11 protein-coding genes, 2 tRNA genes and 3 rRNA genes are annotated in these 16,914 nt (G+C 51.3%); 7 read left to right on the top strand and 9 right to left on the bottom strand.

What is annotated here, in order from left to right; all coding sequences use genetic code 11:
- The first annotated feature begins 77 nt into the window (after nucleotides 1–77).
- From E2566_RS01390 to E2566_RS01370, 5 genes are all read left to right on the top strand, one after another.
- Nucleotides 78–743: an amino acid ABC transporter permease gene (locus E2566_RS01390; RefSeq protein ID WP_039498201.1), complete on the top strand. Its 666-nt coding sequence runs from the start codon at nucleotides 78–80 to the stop codon at nucleotides 741–743.
- Nucleotides 744–1,087: 344 nt separating this feature from the next.
- Nucleotides 1,088–2,113 carry an amino acid ABC transporter substrate-binding protein gene (locus tag E2566_RS01385; protein ID WP_005975324.1) on the top strand — a complete coding sequence of 342 codons (1,026 nt, stop codon included), beginning with the start codon at nucleotides 1,088–1,090 and terminating at the stop codon, nucleotides 2,111–2,113.
- Nucleotides 2,114–2,179: 66 nt separating this feature from the next.
- Entirely contained in the window at nucleotides 2,180–3,358 is a 1,179-nt protein-coding gene (locus E2566_RS01380) for an amino acid ABC transporter permease (protein ID WP_107170693.1), read from the top strand.
- 9 nt (nucleotides 3,359–3,367) lie between these two features.
- Nucleotides 3,368–4,462 (top strand): amino acid ABC transporter permease, encoded by a 1,095-nt coding sequence (locus E2566_RS01375; protein ID WP_107170692.1) that lies wholly within the window; start codon nucleotides 3,368–3,370, stop codon nucleotides 4,460–4,462.
- An 8-nt stretch (nucleotides 4,463–4,470) separates the two neighbouring features.
- Nucleotides 4,471–5,232, top strand: coding sequence for an amino acid ABC transporter ATP-binding protein (locus E2566_RS01370; RefSeq protein WP_107170691.1), 762 nt, complete (start codon nucleotides 4,471–4,473; stop codon nucleotides 5,230–5,232).
- Between the two features lie 275 nt (nucleotides 5,233–5,507).
- On the opposite strand, the gene rrf is transcribed toward E2566_RS01370, so the two are convergent.
- The 5 genes from rrf to E2566_RS01345 all read right to left on the bottom strand — a co-directional run bounded on the left by rrf (nucleotide 5,508) and on the right by E2566_RS01345 (nucleotide 10,683).
- A 5S ribosomal RNA gene (rrf, locus tag E2566_RS01365) occupies nucleotides 5,508–5,623 on the bottom strand.
- A gap of 133 nt (nucleotides 5,624–5,756) precedes the next feature.
- A 23S ribosomal RNA gene (locus E2566_RS01360) occupies nucleotides 5,757–8,660 on the bottom strand.
- 217 nt (nucleotides 8,661–8,877) lie between these two features.
- A tRNA-Ala gene (locus E2566_RS01355) sits at nucleotides 8,878–8,953 on the bottom strand.
- Nucleotides 8,954–8,995: 42 nt separating this feature from the next.
- A tRNA-Ile gene (locus E2566_RS01350) sits at nucleotides 8,996–9,072 on the bottom strand.
- Nucleotides 9,073–9,145: 73 nt separating this feature from the next.
- Nucleotides 9,146–10,683, bottom strand: a 16S ribosomal RNA gene (locus E2566_RS01345).
- Together the 16S, 23S and 5S rRNA genes with 2 tRNA genes alongside form the textbook arrangement of a ribosomal RNA operon.
- Before the next feature lie 605 nt (nucleotides 10,684–11,288).
- Here E2566_RS01345 and purH point away from each other — a divergent pair.
- Nucleotides 11,289–12,878, top strand: a complete 1,590-nt coding sequence (gene purH / locus E2566_RS01340) for a bifunctional phosphoribosylaminoimidazolecarboxamide formyltransferase/IMP cyclohydrolase (protein ID WP_107170979.1) — start codon at nucleotides 11,289–11,291, stop codon at nucleotides 12,876–12,878.
- 17 nt (nucleotides 12,879–12,895) lie between these two features.
- Nucleotides 12,896–14,182, top strand: a complete 1,287-nt coding sequence (purD, locus tag E2566_RS01335; RefSeq protein ID WP_107170980.1) for a phosphoribosylamine--glycine ligase — start codon at nucleotides 12,896–12,898, stop codon at nucleotides 14,180–14,182.
- Nucleotides 14,183–14,386: 204 nt separating this feature from the next.
- Here the strand turns inward: purD and E2566_RS01330 are convergent, their stop codons facing one another.
- The 4 genes from E2566_RS01330 to nfi all read right to left on the bottom strand — a co-directional run bounded on the left by E2566_RS01330 (nucleotide 14,387) and on the right by nfi (nucleotide 16,912).
- Nucleotides 14,387–15,073, bottom strand: a complete 687-nt coding sequence (locus tag E2566_RS01330) for a DUF1481 domain-containing protein (RefSeq protein ID WP_107170977.1) — start codon at nucleotides 15,071–15,073, stop codon at nucleotides 14,387–14,389.
- 4 nt (nucleotides 15,074–15,077) lie between these two features.
- Nucleotides 15,078–15,350, bottom strand: coding sequence for a nucleoid-associated protein HU-alpha (gene hupA, locus E2566_RS01325; protein ID WP_005970302.1), 273 nt, complete (start codon nucleotides 15,348–15,350; stop codon nucleotides 15,078–15,080).
- Nucleotides 15,351–15,554: 204 nt separating this feature from the next.
- On the bottom strand, nucleotides 15,555–16,145 hold the full coding sequence (locus E2566_RS01320; RefSeq protein WP_107170976.1) for a YjaG family protein: 591 nt from the start codon (nucleotides 16,143–16,145) through the stop codon (nucleotides 15,555–15,557).
- 77 nt (nucleotides 16,146–16,222) lie between these two features.
- Nucleotides 16,223–16,912: a deoxyribonuclease V gene (gene nfi, locus E2566_RS01315; RefSeq protein ID WP_107170975.1), complete on the bottom strand. Its 690-nt coding sequence runs from the start codon at nucleotides 16,910–16,912 to the stop codon at nucleotides 16,223–16,225.
- Between the last annotated feature and the right edge of the window lie 2 nt (nucleotides 16,913–16,914).

Here is a 16,914-nt window from a genome sequence, read left to right as displayed (position 1 = left end):
CAGAGCGCGCTGCCATCAAGATGATGATCACTGGCGCGCTCTGTGGTTAGCGCATACCGTTATCGGAGCTCGTTTTCATGCCGCCTTGGCTACAACTCATGGCAGACTCCTTTTGGAGCCTGCTCTCTGCGGGACTGAAATTTACCGTCCCTCTGGCTATCCTGTCTTTTATCTTTGGCCTAGCTCTCGGCATTCTCATCGCGCTGGTTCGCCTCTATGGCCCCAAGCCGCTGAAATGGCTGGGTGATTTCTACGTTTGGGTTATCCGTGGCACACCGTTGCTGGTGCAGCTTTTCCTGATTTTTTATGGGCTGCCCAGTGCGGGGATTACGCTGGATGCCTTCCCTGCTGCACTCATTGGTTTCACCATCAGCGTGGGAGCCTATAGCTCGGAGATCGTCCGCGGGGCCATTTTGTCTGTCCCGAAAGGCCAATGGAATGCCGCCTATTCTCTCGGCATGAATGGCAGACAGGCGATTCGCTGGGTCATCTTCCCGCAGTCCGTTTTCGTGTCGCTGCCTCCTCTCTCCAATACGTTTATTTCCTTAATCAAGGATACGTCGCTGGCCGCTGTCATTACCGTGCCGGAGATGTTCTTATCCGCTCAGCGCATCGTTTCCGTGACCTACGAACCTCTGATTCTGTATGTCGAGGCTGCGCTAATTTATCTGATGTTCAGCACCGTGCTGAGCCAGCTACAGGTTAAGCTCGAAAAGTATTATCAGCGTCACATCACGCACTAACACCTCCCGCATCAGCCCACGCCATCCGCTGGGCTGATGACATTACCGTGTTCCCAGACTCTCCCTGCTCAACAGGCAAACCTGAAGACGCTTCACGATCTCCATTTTGACGCACTAAAAGAGGGCGCACCGGCCTCTTTGCATTTATTACGGTGCGCACATACCCAATTAGAATTACCCACTTAGATCAATAACCCTTCCTTTTCGTCTTCATTATCAAGCAAATAAAAAATTGGCATTTTATTTGCTTCGCTCTGCTCACGTCGGCATCCCGACAGACAGGTAAGGTGCACCTTTATTGTGTACTTCAAAAACAGCAAATAACTTTAGACGCTAGGATGATTATGAAAAGAATAGTGATTTCTACTCTGGTTGCTGGCGCGTCGCTCTTTGCCGCAATCAATCAAGCCCATGCTGGTGCAACGCTAGATGCGATTCAGAAGAAAGGATTTGTACAATGCGGTATCAGTGATGGCTTACCCGGTTTTTCCTATGCAGACGCCAGCGGCAAATACTCCGGTATTGATGTTGACGTGTGCCGCGGCCTTGCTGCCGCCGTATTCGGTGATGCCAATAAAGTTAAATACACGCCGCTGACGGCGAAAGAACGCTTCACCGCACTGCAATCCGGTGAAGTGGATGTGCTGTCGCGCAACACCACCTGGACCTCTTCTCGTGATGGCGGCATGGGTATGCTCTTTACTGGCGTCACCTACTACGACGGTATTGGCTTCCTGACGCATAACAAAGCGGGCTTAACCAGCGCCAAAGAACTGGATGGTGCAACCGTTTGTATTCAGGCTGGAACCGATACTGAGCTGAACGTCGCAGACTACTTCAAGACTCATAAGATGCAGTACACCCCCGTCACGTTCGATCGCTCTGATGAAAGTGCCAAAGCGCTGGAGTCTGGCCGTTGCGATACGCTGGCATCAGATCAGTCACAGCTGTACGCACTGCGCATCAAGCTGAGCAAACCTGCCGAATTCATCGTCCTGCCAGAAGTCATCTCTAAAGAGCCGCTGGGCCCGGTAGTACGCCGTGGCGATGAAGAGTGGTTCTCTATCGTCCGCTGGACGCTGTTCGCTATGTTGAATGCCGAAGAAATGGGTGTGACCTCGAAAAACGTCGACCAGCTGGCAGCAAAACCTACCACGCCAGATATGTCTCATCTACTGGGTCATGAAGGCAGCTACGGCAAAGATCTTAAATTACCAAACGACTGGGCGTTCAAAATCATCAAACAGGTCGGCAACTACGGCGAAATCTTCGAGCGTAATGTCGGTATGGGCAGCGAGTTGAAAATTAAGCGCGGCCTGAACGAACTGTGGAACAAAGGCGGTATCCAGTACGCGCCAGCGGTACGTTAATTATCAGAAAAACCTGGGCGCAGTAGATCGCTGCGCCCCTCAGTACCCCCGTTTCGAGGTTTCAGCATGCTACAACGCCCAACCGTAAAAGGTGATTTATCACTGACTAATCCAGCGGTGCGCGCCTGGCTGTATCAAATTATCGTTGTTATCGCGGTATTGGCTGTCGCGGCTTACCTGTTGCACAACACCGTGACCAATCTGGCACAGAGGGGCATCACCTCTGGCTTCGATTTCCTGAATAAAAGCGCCGGCTTTGGCATCGTCCAGCACCTGATTGACTATCAACAAGGCGATACCTACGCCCGCGTGTTTCTTGTCGGTCTATTCAACACGCTTTTGGTTTCGGCATTGTGCATCGTATTCGCTTCTATTCTCGGCTTTACCATTGGTCTCGCACGACTATCCGACAACTGGCTACTACGGAAAATATCCAACATTTACATCGAGATATTTCGTAATATCCCGCCGCTATTGCAAATCTTTTTCTGGTATTTTGCCGTACTGCGAAATCTACCGGGCCCGCGCCAGTCCATCAGTGCATTTGATATCGCGTTTCTCAGCAACCGAGGTTTTTATCTGCCATCCCCTGAGATGGGGCCAGGCACCGCTGCGTTTTTGCTTTCTCTGTTGATCACGCTCGTGGTGACATGGGTTGTCTTTCGGCGTAATCAGCGCTATCACGCGTTAACTGGTCAGGTGCGTAGAACCTGGCCGCTGACGTTGGGTTTGTTGCTTGTCCTGTGTACACTCAGCCATCTGATTTCCGGCCCCGCTTTTCACTGGGATGTGCCGGAATTAAAAGGGTTTAATTTCCGCGGTGGTATGGTGTTGATCCCTGAACTAGCCGCATTGACTGTCGCCCTGTCGGTCTACACCTCATCGTTTATCGCCGAGATTATTCGTTCTGGTATCCAATCGGTTTCCCACGGTCAACATGAGGCGGCACGTTCTCTCGGCTTACCGAATCCCGTTACGCTGCGCAAAGTCATCCTTCCGCAGGCGCTGCGGGTCATCATTCCGCCACTAACCAGCCAGTACCTCAATATTGTGAAGAATTCGTCGCTGGCTGCCGCGATTGGCTATCCCGATATGGTGTCGCTGTTCGCGGGAACGGTGCTGAATCAGACCGGTCAGGCCATTGAGACCATCGCCATTACCATGTCGGTCTACCTCATTATCAGCCTGCTGATTTCGCTGCTGATGAATCTATATAACCGAAGAATCGCGTTAGTCGAACGCTAAGAGGACGTAATGACGATAAAACATTATACGCAAGACCGTCAGTCGCCTCTGTTCAGAGCCATGCAGTGGGCGCGGCATAATCTCTTCTCCAGTATTGGCAATAGCCTGTTAACACTGTTTTGCCTCTGGCTATTGTGGGTTGCCATACCACCGCTGCTCAACTGGGCAATCTTTCAGGCTAACTGGATTGGCACAACTCGTAATGACTGTACGCGTGATGGCGCCTGTTGGGTCTTCATTCATGCCAGATTTGGTCATTTCATGTATGGACTGTATCCGGCAACGGAAGTCTGGCGCATTAACTTTGCACTCGCTATCGGGCTGCTCAGTATCCTACCGATGTTCCTGAAAACCATTCCCTATCGCGGGCGTTACATTGCCGTCTGGACAGTGGCTTACCCACTCATCGCCTGGTGGCTGCTTTACGGTGGTTTTGGTGGGCTCAGCAGAGTAGAAACCTATCAGTGGGGCGGCTTAACGTTGACGTTGATCATCGCCGCCGTGGGTATCGCCGGTGCGTTACCACTTGGCATATTGCTCGCATTAGGTCGCCGTTCCACACTGCCGATTGTTCGTATGCTTTCCGTCGTGTTCATCGAATTTTGGCGTGGCGTACCGCTCATCACCGTGCTTTTTATGTCATCCGTGATGCTGCCGCTGTTTTTAACGGAAGGCACCACAATCGACAAGCTGCTAAGGGCATTAGTTGGCGTGATTTTATTCCAATCTGCTTATGTCGCCGAGGTGGTTCGCGGTGGCTTGCAGGCGCTCCCTAAAGGGCAGTACGAAGCCGCTGAATCCCTGGGCTTAGGCTATTGGCGCATGCAGGGGCTGGTCATCCTCCCGCAAGCGCTGAAAATGGTTATCCCAGGTCTGGTGAATACCATTATTTCTCTCTTTAAAGACACGAGTCTGGTGATCATCATCGGCCTTTTCGATCTATTCAGCAGCATCCAACAGGCGACGGTCGACCCCACCTGGCTGGGGATGTCTACAGAAGGTTACGTTTTTGCTGCCATGGTCTACTGGATTTTCTGTTTCAGCATGTCGCGCTATAGCCAATATCTGGAAAGTCGTTTTAACACCGGACACAAGTCACACTGAGGCCATCCATGAATCAGACTGCATTAACTCAATCAACCGATCACATGATTACCTTAGAAAATGTGAATAAGTGGTACGGGCAATTTCATGTGCTTAAAGACATTAATCTTCAGGTCAGACAAGGGGAACGCATTGTGCTGTGCGGTCCTTCCGGCTCGGGGAAATCAACCACCATACGCTGTATTAATCATCTCGAAGAACATCAGCAAGGGCGGATTGTTGTTGATGGTATTGAATTGAATAACGATTTACGCAATGTCGAAAAAATTCGTACTGAAGTCGGCATGGTGTTTCAGCACTTTAATCTATTCCCACACTTAACCGTATTGCAGAACTGCACACTTGCGCCATGCTGGGTACGACATATGCCGAAGAAAGAAGCGGAAGAAATAGCAATGCACTATCTGGAACGAGTACGCATAGCAGTGCATGCCCATAAATTTCCGGGACAGCTATCTGGAGGCCAACAGCAGCGCGTGGCAATTGCGCGTTCTCTATGCATGAAGCCCAAGATTATGCTGTTCGACGAACCGACGTCCGCACTGGACCCTGAGATGGTGAAAGAAGTGCTAGATACCATGCTGGGACTGGCACAAGATGGAATGACGATGCTGTGTGTAACGCACGAAATGGGGTTCGCGAAAACCGTCGCTGACCGGGTGATCTTTATGGATCAGGGCGAGATCGTGGAACAAGCGCCGCCGGATATCTTCTTTTCTAGCCCTCGATCAGAACGCACACAGTCATTTCTCTCGCAGATCCTGCACTAATCCAGAACAATCAGCCTGCGTATCTGCGCAGGTTTTCCCCTTCATCGCATTATGATAGTTCTCACGGTTACACTGTGCGAGGCAGACGGTCATTCATACCGAATCATTGGAGAGAAAACAGCTTTCTACTTCCCCAAAAACCGTCTTTGCATAGTCGCATGCATCAGACTATCAGCGGATAGCGACAGAGATACGTAAATACGATCTCCTAAGCACCCAAAACTCCCATAGCAAAAAGCCCTCGTCTTTCGACGAGGGCTTTCCACTTGTTTGATGCCTGGCAGTTCCCTACTCTCACATGGGGAAGCCCCACACTACCATCGGCGCTACGGCGTTTCACTTCTGAGTTCGGCATGGGGTCAGGTGGGACCACCGCGCTATCGCCGCCAGGCAAATTCTGTTTCATTCCAACCGTTATGCTCTACTTTTCTTTTGTATCGCACAACCATCAGAACCAATCTTCGAACAAGCTGAATATCGTTCTCTATGAGTCTTTCATCACACCAAAACACCTTCGGTGTTGTAAGGTTAAGCCTCTCGGGTCATTAGTACTGGTCAGCTCAACGTATCGCTACGCTTACACACCCAGCCTATCTACGTCGTCGTCTTCAACGGCCCTTCAGGGGCATCAAGTGCCCAGGGAAGACTCATCTCGAGGCAAGTTTCCCGCTTAGATGCTTTCAGCGGTTATCTCTTCCGCACTTAGCTACCGGGCAATGCAATTGGCATCACAACCCGTACACCAGTGGTGCGTTCACTCCGGTCCTCTCGTACTAGGAGCAACCCCTCTCAATCTTCCAACGCCCACGGCAGATAGGGACCGAACTGTCTCACGACGTTCTAAACCCAGCTCGCGTACCACTTTAAATGGCGAACAGCCATACCCTTGGGACCTACTTCAGCCCCAGGATGTGATGAGCCGACATCGAGGTGCCAAACACCGCCGTCGATATGAACTCTTGGGCGGTATCAGCCTGTTATCCCCGGGTACCTTTTATCCGTTGAGCGATGGCCCTTCCATTCAGAACCACCGGATCACTAAGACCTGCTTTCGCACCTGCTCGAGCTGTCACTCGCAGTCAAGCTAGCTTATGCCTTTGCACTAACCTCCTGATGTCCGACCAGGATTAGCTAACCTTCGTGCTCCTCCGTTACGCTTTGGGAGGAGACCGCCCCAGTCAAACTACCCACCAGACACTGTCCGCAACCCGGATTACGGGTCCACGTTAGAACATCAAACATTAAAGGGTGGTATTTCAAGGTTGGCTCCACGCAGACTGGCGTCCACGCTTCAAAGCCTCCCACCTATCCTACACATCAAGGCTCAAGGTTCAGTGTCAAGCTATAGTAAAGGTTCACGGGGTCTTTCCGTCTTGCCGCGGGTACACTGCATCTTCACAGCGAGTTCAATTTCACTGAGTCTCGGGTGGAGACAGCCTGGCCATCATTACGCCATTCGTGCAGGTCGGAACTTACCCGACAAGGAATTTCGCTACCTTAGGACCGTTATAGTTACGGCCGCCGTTTACCGGGGCTTCGATCAAGAGCTTCGCCTTGCGGCTGACCCCATCAATTAACCTTCCGGCACCGGGCAGGCGTCACACCGTATACGTCCACTTTCGTGTTTGCACAGTGCTGTGTTTTTATTAAACAGTTGCAGCCAGCTGGTATCTTCGACTGATTTCAGCTCCATGAGCAAGTCACTTCACCTACCATCAGCGTGCCTTCTCCCGAAGTTACGGCACCATTTTGCCTAGTTCCTTCACCCGAGTTCTCTCAAGCGCCTGAGTATTCTCTACCTGACCACCTGTGTCGGTTTGGGGTACGATTTGATGTTACCTGGAGCTTAGAGGCTTTTCCTGGAAGCGTAGCATCGGTTACTTCATCACCGTAGTGACTCGTCATCACGCCTCAGTGTTAACGATGACCCGGATTTACCAAAGTCATCCACCTTCACGCTTAAACCGGGACAACCGTCGCCCGGATAACCTAGCTTTCTCCGTCCCCCCTTCGCAGTAACACCGAGTACAGGAATATTAACCTGTTTCCCATCGACTACGCTTTTCAGCCTCGCCTTAGGGGTCGACTCACCCTGCCCCGATTAACGTTGGACAGGAACCCTTGGTCTTCCGGCGTGCGGGTTTTTCACCCGCATTATCGTTACTTATGTCAGCATTCGCACTTCTGATACCTCCAGCAACCCTCACAGGCCACCTTCAACGGCTTACAGAACGCTCCCCTACCCAACAACGCCTAAGCGTCGCTGCCGCAGCTTCGGTGCATGGTTTAGCCCCGTTACATCTTCCGCGCAGGCCGACTCGACCAGTGAGCTATTACGCTTTCTTTAAATGATGGCTGCTTCTAAGCCAACATCCTGGCTGTCTATGCCTTCCCACATCGTTTCCCACTTAACCATGACTTTGGGACCTTAGCTGGCGGTCTGGGTTGTTTCCCTCTTCACGACGAACGTTAGCACCCGCCGTGTGTCTCCCGTGATAACATTCTTCGGTATTCGTAGTTTGCATCGGGTTGGTAAGTCGGGATGACCCCCTAGCCGAAACAGTGCTCTACCCCCGAAGATGAATTCACGAGGCGCTACCTAAATAGCTTTCGGGGAGAACCAGCTATCTCCCGGTTTGATTGGCCTTTCACCCCCAGCCACAAGTCATCCGCTAATTTTTCAACATTAGTCGGTTCGGTCCTCCAGTTAGTGTTACCCAACCTTCAACCTGCCCATGGCTGAATCACCGGGTTTCGGGTCTATACCCTGCAACTTAACGCCCAGTTAAGACTCGGTTTCCCTGCGGCTCCCCTATTCGGTTAACCTTGCTACAGAATATAAGTCGCTGACCCATTATACAAAAGGTACGCAGTCACCTAACAAGTAGGCTCCCACTGCTTGTACGTACACGGTTTCAGGTTCTATTTCACTCCCCTCGCCGGGGTTCTTTTCGCCTTTCCCTCACGGTACTGGTTCACTATCGGTCAGTCAGGAGTATTTAGCCTTGGAGGATGGTCCCCCCATATTCAGACAGGATGTCACGTGTCCCGCCCTACTCATCGAACTCACAACTTGTGCATTTTTGTGTACGGGACTATCACCCTTTACTGTGCGACTTTCCAGACGCTTCCACTAACACACAAACTGATTCAGGTTCTGGGCTCCTCCCCGTTCGCTCGCCGCTACTAGGGGAATCTCGGTTGATTTCTTTTCCTCGGGGTACTGAGATGTTTCAGTTCCCCCGGTTCGCCTCATTACGCTATGTATTCACATAATGATAGTGTGTCGAAACACACTGGGTTTCCCCATTCGGGTATCGTCGGGTATAACGCTTCATATCAGCTTACCGACGCTTATCGCAGATTAGCACGCCCTTCATCGCCTCTGACTGCCTAGGCATCCACCGTGTACGCTTAGTCGCTTAACCTCACAACCCGAAGATGTCTCTTTCGATTCATCATCGCGCTGCGATTATTTGAGAGACTCATTGACAGACTGATTCACCACGACACACCCGAAGGCCGTCATGCATGTTCAGCTGTCATGTTTCAATTTTCAGCTTGTTCCAGATTGTTAAAGAGCAAAACATCGCAGTGCACCCAAACAGGTACACTCTGATGTTTTTTTATCATAACGAGTAGTTATGGTGGAGCTATGCGGGATCGAACCGCAGACCTCCTGCGTGCAAGGCAGGCGCTCTCCCAGCTGAGCTATAACCCCATCGCTACTTACAGTTACCTTAGATACCACTCATGGAAGAGTTGGTAGGCCTGAGTGGACTTGAACCACCGACCTCACCCTTATCAGGGGTGCGCTCTAACCACCTGAGCTACAAGCCTATTAAGGTATTTCTGCTCGTTATTTTCATCAGACAATCTGTGTGAGCACTTCACTTAACGCACATCTTCTTGGTAAGGAGGTGATCCAACCGCAGGTTCCCCTACGGTTACCTTGTTACGACTTCACCCCAGTCATGAATCACAAAGTGGTAAGCGCCCTCCCGAAGGTTAAGCTACCTACTTCTTTTGCAACCCACTCCCATGGTGTGACGGGCGGTGTGTACAAGGCCCGGGAACGTATTCACCGTAGCATTCTGATCTACGATTACTAGCGATTCCGACTTCATGGAGTCGAGTTGCAGACTCCAATCCGGACTACGACGTACTTTATGAGGTCCGCTTGCTCTCGCGAGGTCGCTTCTCTTTGTATACGCCATTGTAGCACGTGTGTAGCCCTACTCGTAAGGGCCATGATGACTTGACGTCATCCCCACCTTCCTCCGGTTTATCACCGGCAGTCTCCTTTGAGTTCCCGACATTACTCGCTGGCAACAAAGGATAAGGGTTGCGCTCGTTGCGGGACTTAACCCAACATTTCACAACACGAGCTGACGACAGCCATGCAGCACCTGTCTCAGAGTTCCCGAAGGCACTAAGCTATCTCTAGCAAATTCTCTGGATGTCAAGAGTAGGTAAGGTTCTTCGCGTTGCATCGAATTAAACCACATGCTCCACCGCTTGTGCGGGCCCCCGTCAATTCATTTGAGTTTTAACCTTGCGGCCGTACTCCCCAGGCGGTCGATTTAACGCGTTAGCTCCGGAAGCCACGCCTCAAGGGCACAACCTCCAAATCGACATCGTTTACAGCGTGGACTACCAGGGTATCTAATCCTGTTTGCTCCCCACGCTTTCGCACCTGAGCGTCAGTCTTTGTCCAGGGGGCCGCCTTCGCCACCGGTATTCCTCCAGATCTCTACGCATTTCACCGCTACACCTGGAATTCTACCCCTCTACAAGACTCTAGCCTGTCAGTTTTGAATGCAGTTCCCAGGTTAAGCCCGGGATTTCACATCCAACTTAACAGACCGCCTGCGTGCGCTTTACGCCCAGTCATTCCGATTAACGCTTGCACCCTCCGTATTACGCGGCTGCTGGCACGGAGTTAGCCGGTGCTTCTTCTGCGGGTAACGTCAATCGATGAGAGTATTAATCTCACCGCCTTCCTCCCCGCTGAAAGTGCTTTACAACCCGAAGGCCTTCTTCACACCGCGGCATGGCTGCATCAGGCTTGCGCCCATTGTGCAATATTCCCCACTGCTGCCTCCCGTAGGAGTCTGGACCGTGTCTCAGTTCCAGTGTGGCTGGTCATCCTCTCAGACCAGCTAGGGATCGTCGCCTAGGTGAGCCATTACCTCACCTACTAGCTAATCCCATCTGGGCACATCCGATGGCAAGAGGCCCGAAGGTCCCCCTCTTTGGTCCGAAGACGTTATGCGGTATTAGCTACCGTTTCCAGTAGTTATCCCCCTCCATCAGGCAGTTTCCCAGACATTACTCACCCGTCCGCCGCTCGTCACCCAGGGAGCAAGCTCCCCTGTGCTACCGCTCGACTTGCATGTGTTAGGCCTGCCGCCAGCGTTCAATCTGAGCCATGATCAAACTCTTCAATTTAAGATTTGTTTGATTTGCTGAACTCGTCAGCGATGCTCAAAGAATTAAAACTGTTTATTCGTAATGAATTTACTGTTGTTCACTCTTCAAGACTTTTTTATATCGTTAAGATACGGTCTTGTGAGTGCCCACACAGATTGTCTGATTATATTGTTAAAGAGCAGTGCGTTGCGGCCTTAACCGCTTCGCGAGGTGGCGTATTTTACGCTTTCCACCTTCAGAGTCAACGTTTATTTTAAAGCGTTTTCTCTTTCTTTATCGACCCGGTTGTGTGTTCACAGCGCCGTGTCGATGGAGGCGCATTATAGGGACTTCTCGACCTGCCGCAATAGGTATTTTAAAGAAAAATGACTGTTTGCTGCATTCCACAGCAAAACCCCGCCTTATACCTATTTTTGCACAAACTTATCCACAGAAAGCATTCAACTCAAAAATTGACGAGCATCACGCAAACGTTTTCGCTACAATTCACCGCGTTCAAAATCGTCGTGTTTTGGCGAACGCTAACTGAATATTTCTCTTTATTCCGCAATCATTGCTCTAACAAAGACGATATTCACATACCGTTCTTTACTGACTACCCAAATCCAGGGGATAACATCATCATGCAACAACGTCGTCCAATTCGCCGCGCTCTGCTCAGCGTTTCTGACAAAGCAGGTATTGTCGAATTTGCTCAAGCTCTGTCCCATCGTGGCGTTGAGCTCCTTTCTACTGGTGGAACCGCCCGTTTGCTGGCTGATGCTGGCTTAGCCGTGACAGAAGTCTCCGACTACACCGGTTTCCCGGAAATGATGGATGGGCGAGTAAAGACCCTGCACCCGAAAGTGCATGGTGGCATTCTGGGACGACGCGATCGGGATGATGCGATCATGGCGCAGCACGACATCGAGCCGATTGATATCGTCGTTGTGAATCTGTATCCGTTCGCTCAGACCGTCGCCCGTGAGAACTGCACATTAGAAGATGCCGTTGAGAACATCGATATCGGCGGCCCGACGATGGTCCGCTCCGCCGCCAAGAACCATAAAGATGTGGCTATCGTGGTCAAGAGCAGCGACTACAGCGCTATTATTAATGAAATCGACGCCAACGAAGGCTCATTGACCTACGAAACCCGTTTCGATTTAGCGATTAAAGCCTTCGAACACACCGCCGCTTACGACAGTATGATTGCCAACTACTTTGGCGCACTGGTTCCGCCTTACCACGGTGAAACCGATAAACCATCGGGCCACTTCCCACGTACGCTGAACCTGAACTACATCAAAAAGCAGGACATGCGCTACGGTGAGAATAGTCATCAGCAAGCAGCCTTCTATATAGAAGAGAATATTCATGAGGCCTCGGTCGCCACTTCTATACAGTTACAAGGCAAGGCGCTGTCTTATAACAACATCGCCGATACCGATGCGGCGCTGGAGTGCGTGAAGGAATTTGCCGAACCAGCCTGCGTTATCGTTAAACACGCGAACCCGTGTGGCGTAGCGATTGGCGGCTCAATTCTTGATGCCTACGAACGCGCCTATAAAACCGACCCGACATCTGCATTCGGCGGCATTATCGCCTTCAACCGCGAACTAGATGAAGAAACGGCACAGGCCATCATCAGCCGTCAGTTTGTCGAAGTCATTATTGCGCCATCTGCCAGTGATGCCGCACTGAAGGTTACCGCAGCCAAACAAAACGTACGCGTCCTGACCAGCGGTAGCTGGCAGCAACGCGTTCCGGCTCTGGATTTCAAACGCGTCAACGGTGGTTTGCTGGTACAGGATCGCGATCTGGGTATGGTCGATGCATCTCAGCTGCGTATCGTGACCGAGCGCCAGCCAAGCGAACAGGAGTTACGCGATGCCCTTTTCTGCTGGAAAGTGGCTAAATTCGTTAAATCTAATGCAATTGTATACGCACGCGACAACATGACCATCGGGATAGGTGCCGGTCAGATGAGCCGCGTTTACTCAGCGAAAATTGCCGGAATCAAAGCGGGCGATGAAGGGCTAGAAGTAAAAGGTTCTGCTATGGCCTCTGATGCGTTCTTCCCATTCCGTGATGGTATTGATGCTGCCGCAGCCGTTGGCATTACCTGTGTGATCCAACCGGGCGGGTCTATTCGTGATGATGAAGTTATTGCTGCCGCCAACGAACACGGCATTGCGATGATCTTTACCGACATGCGCCACTTCCGCCATTAATTCTGGAGCTGACCGAAATGAATATTTTAGTAATTGGTAATGGTGGGCGCGAACACGCGCTGGCCTGGAAAGCGGCACAGTCACCGCTGGTGAAACAGGTTTATGTTGCTCCAGGAAACGCGGGCACTGCACTTGAACCAGCACTGACCAACGTTGATATCGCCGCAACCGATATTCCAGCATTAGTCGCCTTTGCACAGGAAAACCACATCGATTTAACTATCGTTGGTCCAGAAACACCATTAGTTATCGGTGTTGTGGATGCGTTCCAGAGTGCAGGCCTAAAAATCTTTGGCCCAACGCAAGGTGCAGCACAGCTAGAAGGCTCGAAAGCTTTTACTAAAGATTTTCTGGCACGCCATAACATCCCATCAGCGGAATACCAGAACTTCACCGAAGTGGAACCGGCACTGGCCTATGTACGCAGCAAAGGTGCACCTATCGTCATCAAGGCAGACGGATTAGCCGCGGGCAAAGGCGTGATTGTCGCAATGACGTTGCAGGAAGCGGAAAACGCCGTTCAGGATATGCTGGCAGGTAATGCATTCGGCGATGCTGGACACCGTATCGTGGTGGAAGAGTTCCTTGATGGTGAAGAAGCCAGCTTCATCGTTATGGTGGACGGCAAGAACGTGCTGCCGATGGCAACCAGTCAGGATCATAAACGCGTTGGGGATAAAGATACGGGCCCGAACACCGGTGGAATGGGCGCTTATTCACCAGCCCCCGTCGTGACCGATGAGATCCACCAGCGTGTAATGGATCAGGTGATTTGGCCGACCGTGAACGGCATGGCTGCTGAGGGAAATACCTATGTGGGTTTCTTGTATGCCGGCCTGATGATTTCTGCCGATGGTCAACCAAAAGTGATCGAATTCAACTGTCGCTTTGGCGATCCAGAAACACAGCCAATCATGCTGCGCCTGCGCTCCGATTTGGTGGAACTGTGTCTGGCAGCCTGTGACGGCACATTGGATCAGAAAGATTCAGTCTGGGATGAGCGTCCGTCTCTGGGGGTGGTATTGGCCGCAGGAGGTTACCCGGCTGACTACAATACAGGCGATGTGATTTCTGGTTTACCGCAGCAGGATGCTGAAGATGGCAAAGTCTTCCATGCTGGTACCAAACTGAATGGTATTAATGTCGTTACCAACGGCGGGCGAGTACTGTGCGTCACTGCATTGGGTAATACCGTTGCAGAAGCGCAACAACGTGCTTATGAAATAGCCGCAGGTATTCAGTGGCAAGGCGTATTCTGTCGCAAAGACATCGGCTACCGTGCCATTGAGCGCGAGCAAGCCTGATAAACGATGATCCGATAACGATTATCGGATAAATACTGAAGCCCGGAGAAATCCGGGTTTTTTATAGTCAGTTTTATATACCCTAAATAATTCGAGTTTCAGGAAGGCGGCGAGAGAGGGAATCCCGATGAGCTTACTCAAGTAAGTGATTCGGGTGAGTGAACGCAGCCAACGCACATGCAACTTGAAGTATGACGGGTATAGCTATTTAGGCTGCCATTGGCAGACATCATCCTCCACCACCAGCAATAGCTGCGTTCCTTCGGGTGCTTCCAACCACGCTACATTGAGCGGACGCGTGGCATGAGATTTTTGCTGCGCAATCCATTCACGCGAATCGTTGTCAAAGTCAGGGCGTACCACAGTGCCATCACAGGACTGAACCTGCCCTTCCAGCCATTTCCCTTGCTTTAGCATCACCTTGCCTGCACGCAGGACATCGCTCAATTCCAGCATGCGCTTAGCATCAAACTGGTAGAGCGCAACATCATCATCGGAAACTGATTCACGCCTTTCGGCAAGTTGCCGCTGCATAAAGCTGACAGTTCCATCTTCAGCAAAGCGTAAGCGCATATCTTCTTTTTGCGTCCCGAGCTGATTACGCTGAATCTCGCGTAGCTTATCCTGCTGGAACGTATAGCGGGTCACTACCAGAGCATTGCCCTGAAGCGGGTTGTATACGGTGGCCAGCGCCGTCGTATTCTGCGCATCATCCTTACGCCAGATACGCACAATACCGCGATCGGCAACGTAACCGCTGGAGAACTCTTCCGGCGGCGCGGCGCGGTTACTGCAGGCCACCACAGCGGTAATTACGAGGCCTGCGCCACATAAACGGCGTAAAAGCAAAAGGGGCGAAACCGCCCCTCTGCTTAAACTTTTAACCGGCATGAGCTTATTTAACAGCGTCTTTCAGAGCCTTGCCAGAAACAAACGCTGGCACGTTGGCAGCAGCAATTTTGATTTCTTTACCGGTTTGTGGGTTGCGGCCAGTGCGCTCATTACGATGGTTGACTTTAAACGTACCAAAACCAACTAATTGTACTGCATCACCTTCTTTCAGAGACTCGGTAATTGCCGCCAAAGTTGATTCCAGAGCTGCTTTAGCCTGTGCTTTTGACAGATCAGCTTTGTCCGCAATTACATCAATCAGTTGAGTCTTATTCATAAGTTATCCTTACAGTGTGTTTATCGCTTGCTAAGCATCGAGTGCGACGGATATGCCCTTTCCCATTTTAGGGTGTAGTAGCACTCTCCTGCATACACGCACCGACAGCCACTTTTTTTACGCCCCCCAAATGTAGACCAGACAGGGTGCGAATGTGAAGCCTTAAGACAGGCCATTTCAGGCCTTAAATCACGTTTTATCGCGTTATTGATGCAAATTTATCCCGATGTTACTACTTCCGGCCTCGCGCAGATCGGAACGGAGCCCTTTGATCAACTCAATATCGCGTTCTTCACAGGCCGCCAACAGGCGAAAAATCTCCCATTGGATGTCCCATTCTTCTTCAATCGCAGGCAAAACCTTTAGCTCGTCGTCGGTCATTTCTTTGCCAGCCTGCGTCATTTCCAACATAGCAACCGTACGGATAGACGCTTCACTGATAGCTATCGCATGTTCCAGCGTTTCACCGCTTAAACGCGAATGAATCAGTTCGCCCAGTGCGATACAGGCATCGATAGCCGGATAAACGCCGTAAAGATCGTAATCCTCCGCGGTGGGAACCGCTTCTTCCAGCTTTTCCAACTGGTTATCGAAGTTAACCTTCGCATCTTTAACAACCAATGTTTCCCATACCAAATCGAGAATGCGGCGGTAAACCATCGCGTCTCCGAATTCTGTTTGACGACAAAACTCGTGGTAATTTGGATACATACGTTCACAAAGACATGCCATGAAAGTGACATGTTGCCAGCTCGCCAGCTTTTCCAGACGTAAATGAATGGGGTTACGTAACATTTTTATGCTCATTAACGGCGACGGACGGCAGTGTACCTGAAATCACAGTGACGCCCTATGCCTGAATTCCTAAAGTTTTACGACAATACGCTAGCCGCTTGCAGCCGCTGCCAACGCACAAATGCGGGACGATTCGATGCGACAGCATCAGCCCAACGGGTCGGCTCCGGTAAACGGTAGCCGCGCATACAACATTGTACCCAGTGCAATGCACTATCCTGACTGACCCGATGCCCTGTTGCCACAAACAGTGGATTACAGCGCGCTTTGCTGCGCCATACCCAACCAATTTGCTCGCCCTTATCCAGTAACGGCTGTTGGCTACCGACGCCCTCCGCCAGCGGCTCAAACCGGCCACAAAGCCGACTTTTCGCTACGCCAATCGTGGGAACGTCAACAAGCAGGCCAAAATGGCTGGCAACGCCGAGACGACGCGGGTGGGAAATCCCATGCCCATCAACAAACAGCAGATCCGGTTTCTGTTCAAGCAACGCCCACGCGGCAAGCAGCCCTGGGCATTCACGAAACGAAAGAAAACCGGGGATATAGGGCATCGTCGTACTGATACGCGCAATCTTATATTCTACCAGCTCCAACGAAGGATAACGCATTACCGCAATGGCGGCGCGAGTTACCGAACCTTCTTGCTCAAAACCAACATCCGCACCCGCGATAAACGCGGGCTGCTCAAAAGGTAAATCGTCGTGCCGAATCACATCAGAAGCGCGAGCCAACTGTTCAGCCCGCAACTTTTGTGTATCAATCACAC

The sequence above is a fragment of the Pectobacterium punjabense genome (assembly GCF_012427845.1).
Classification (GTDB): Bacteria; Pseudomonadota; Gammaproteobacteria; order Enterobacterales; family Enterobacteriaceae; genus Pectobacterium; species Pectobacterium punjabense.
This window is presented reverse-complemented; position numbering and strand designations above follow the sequence as displayed.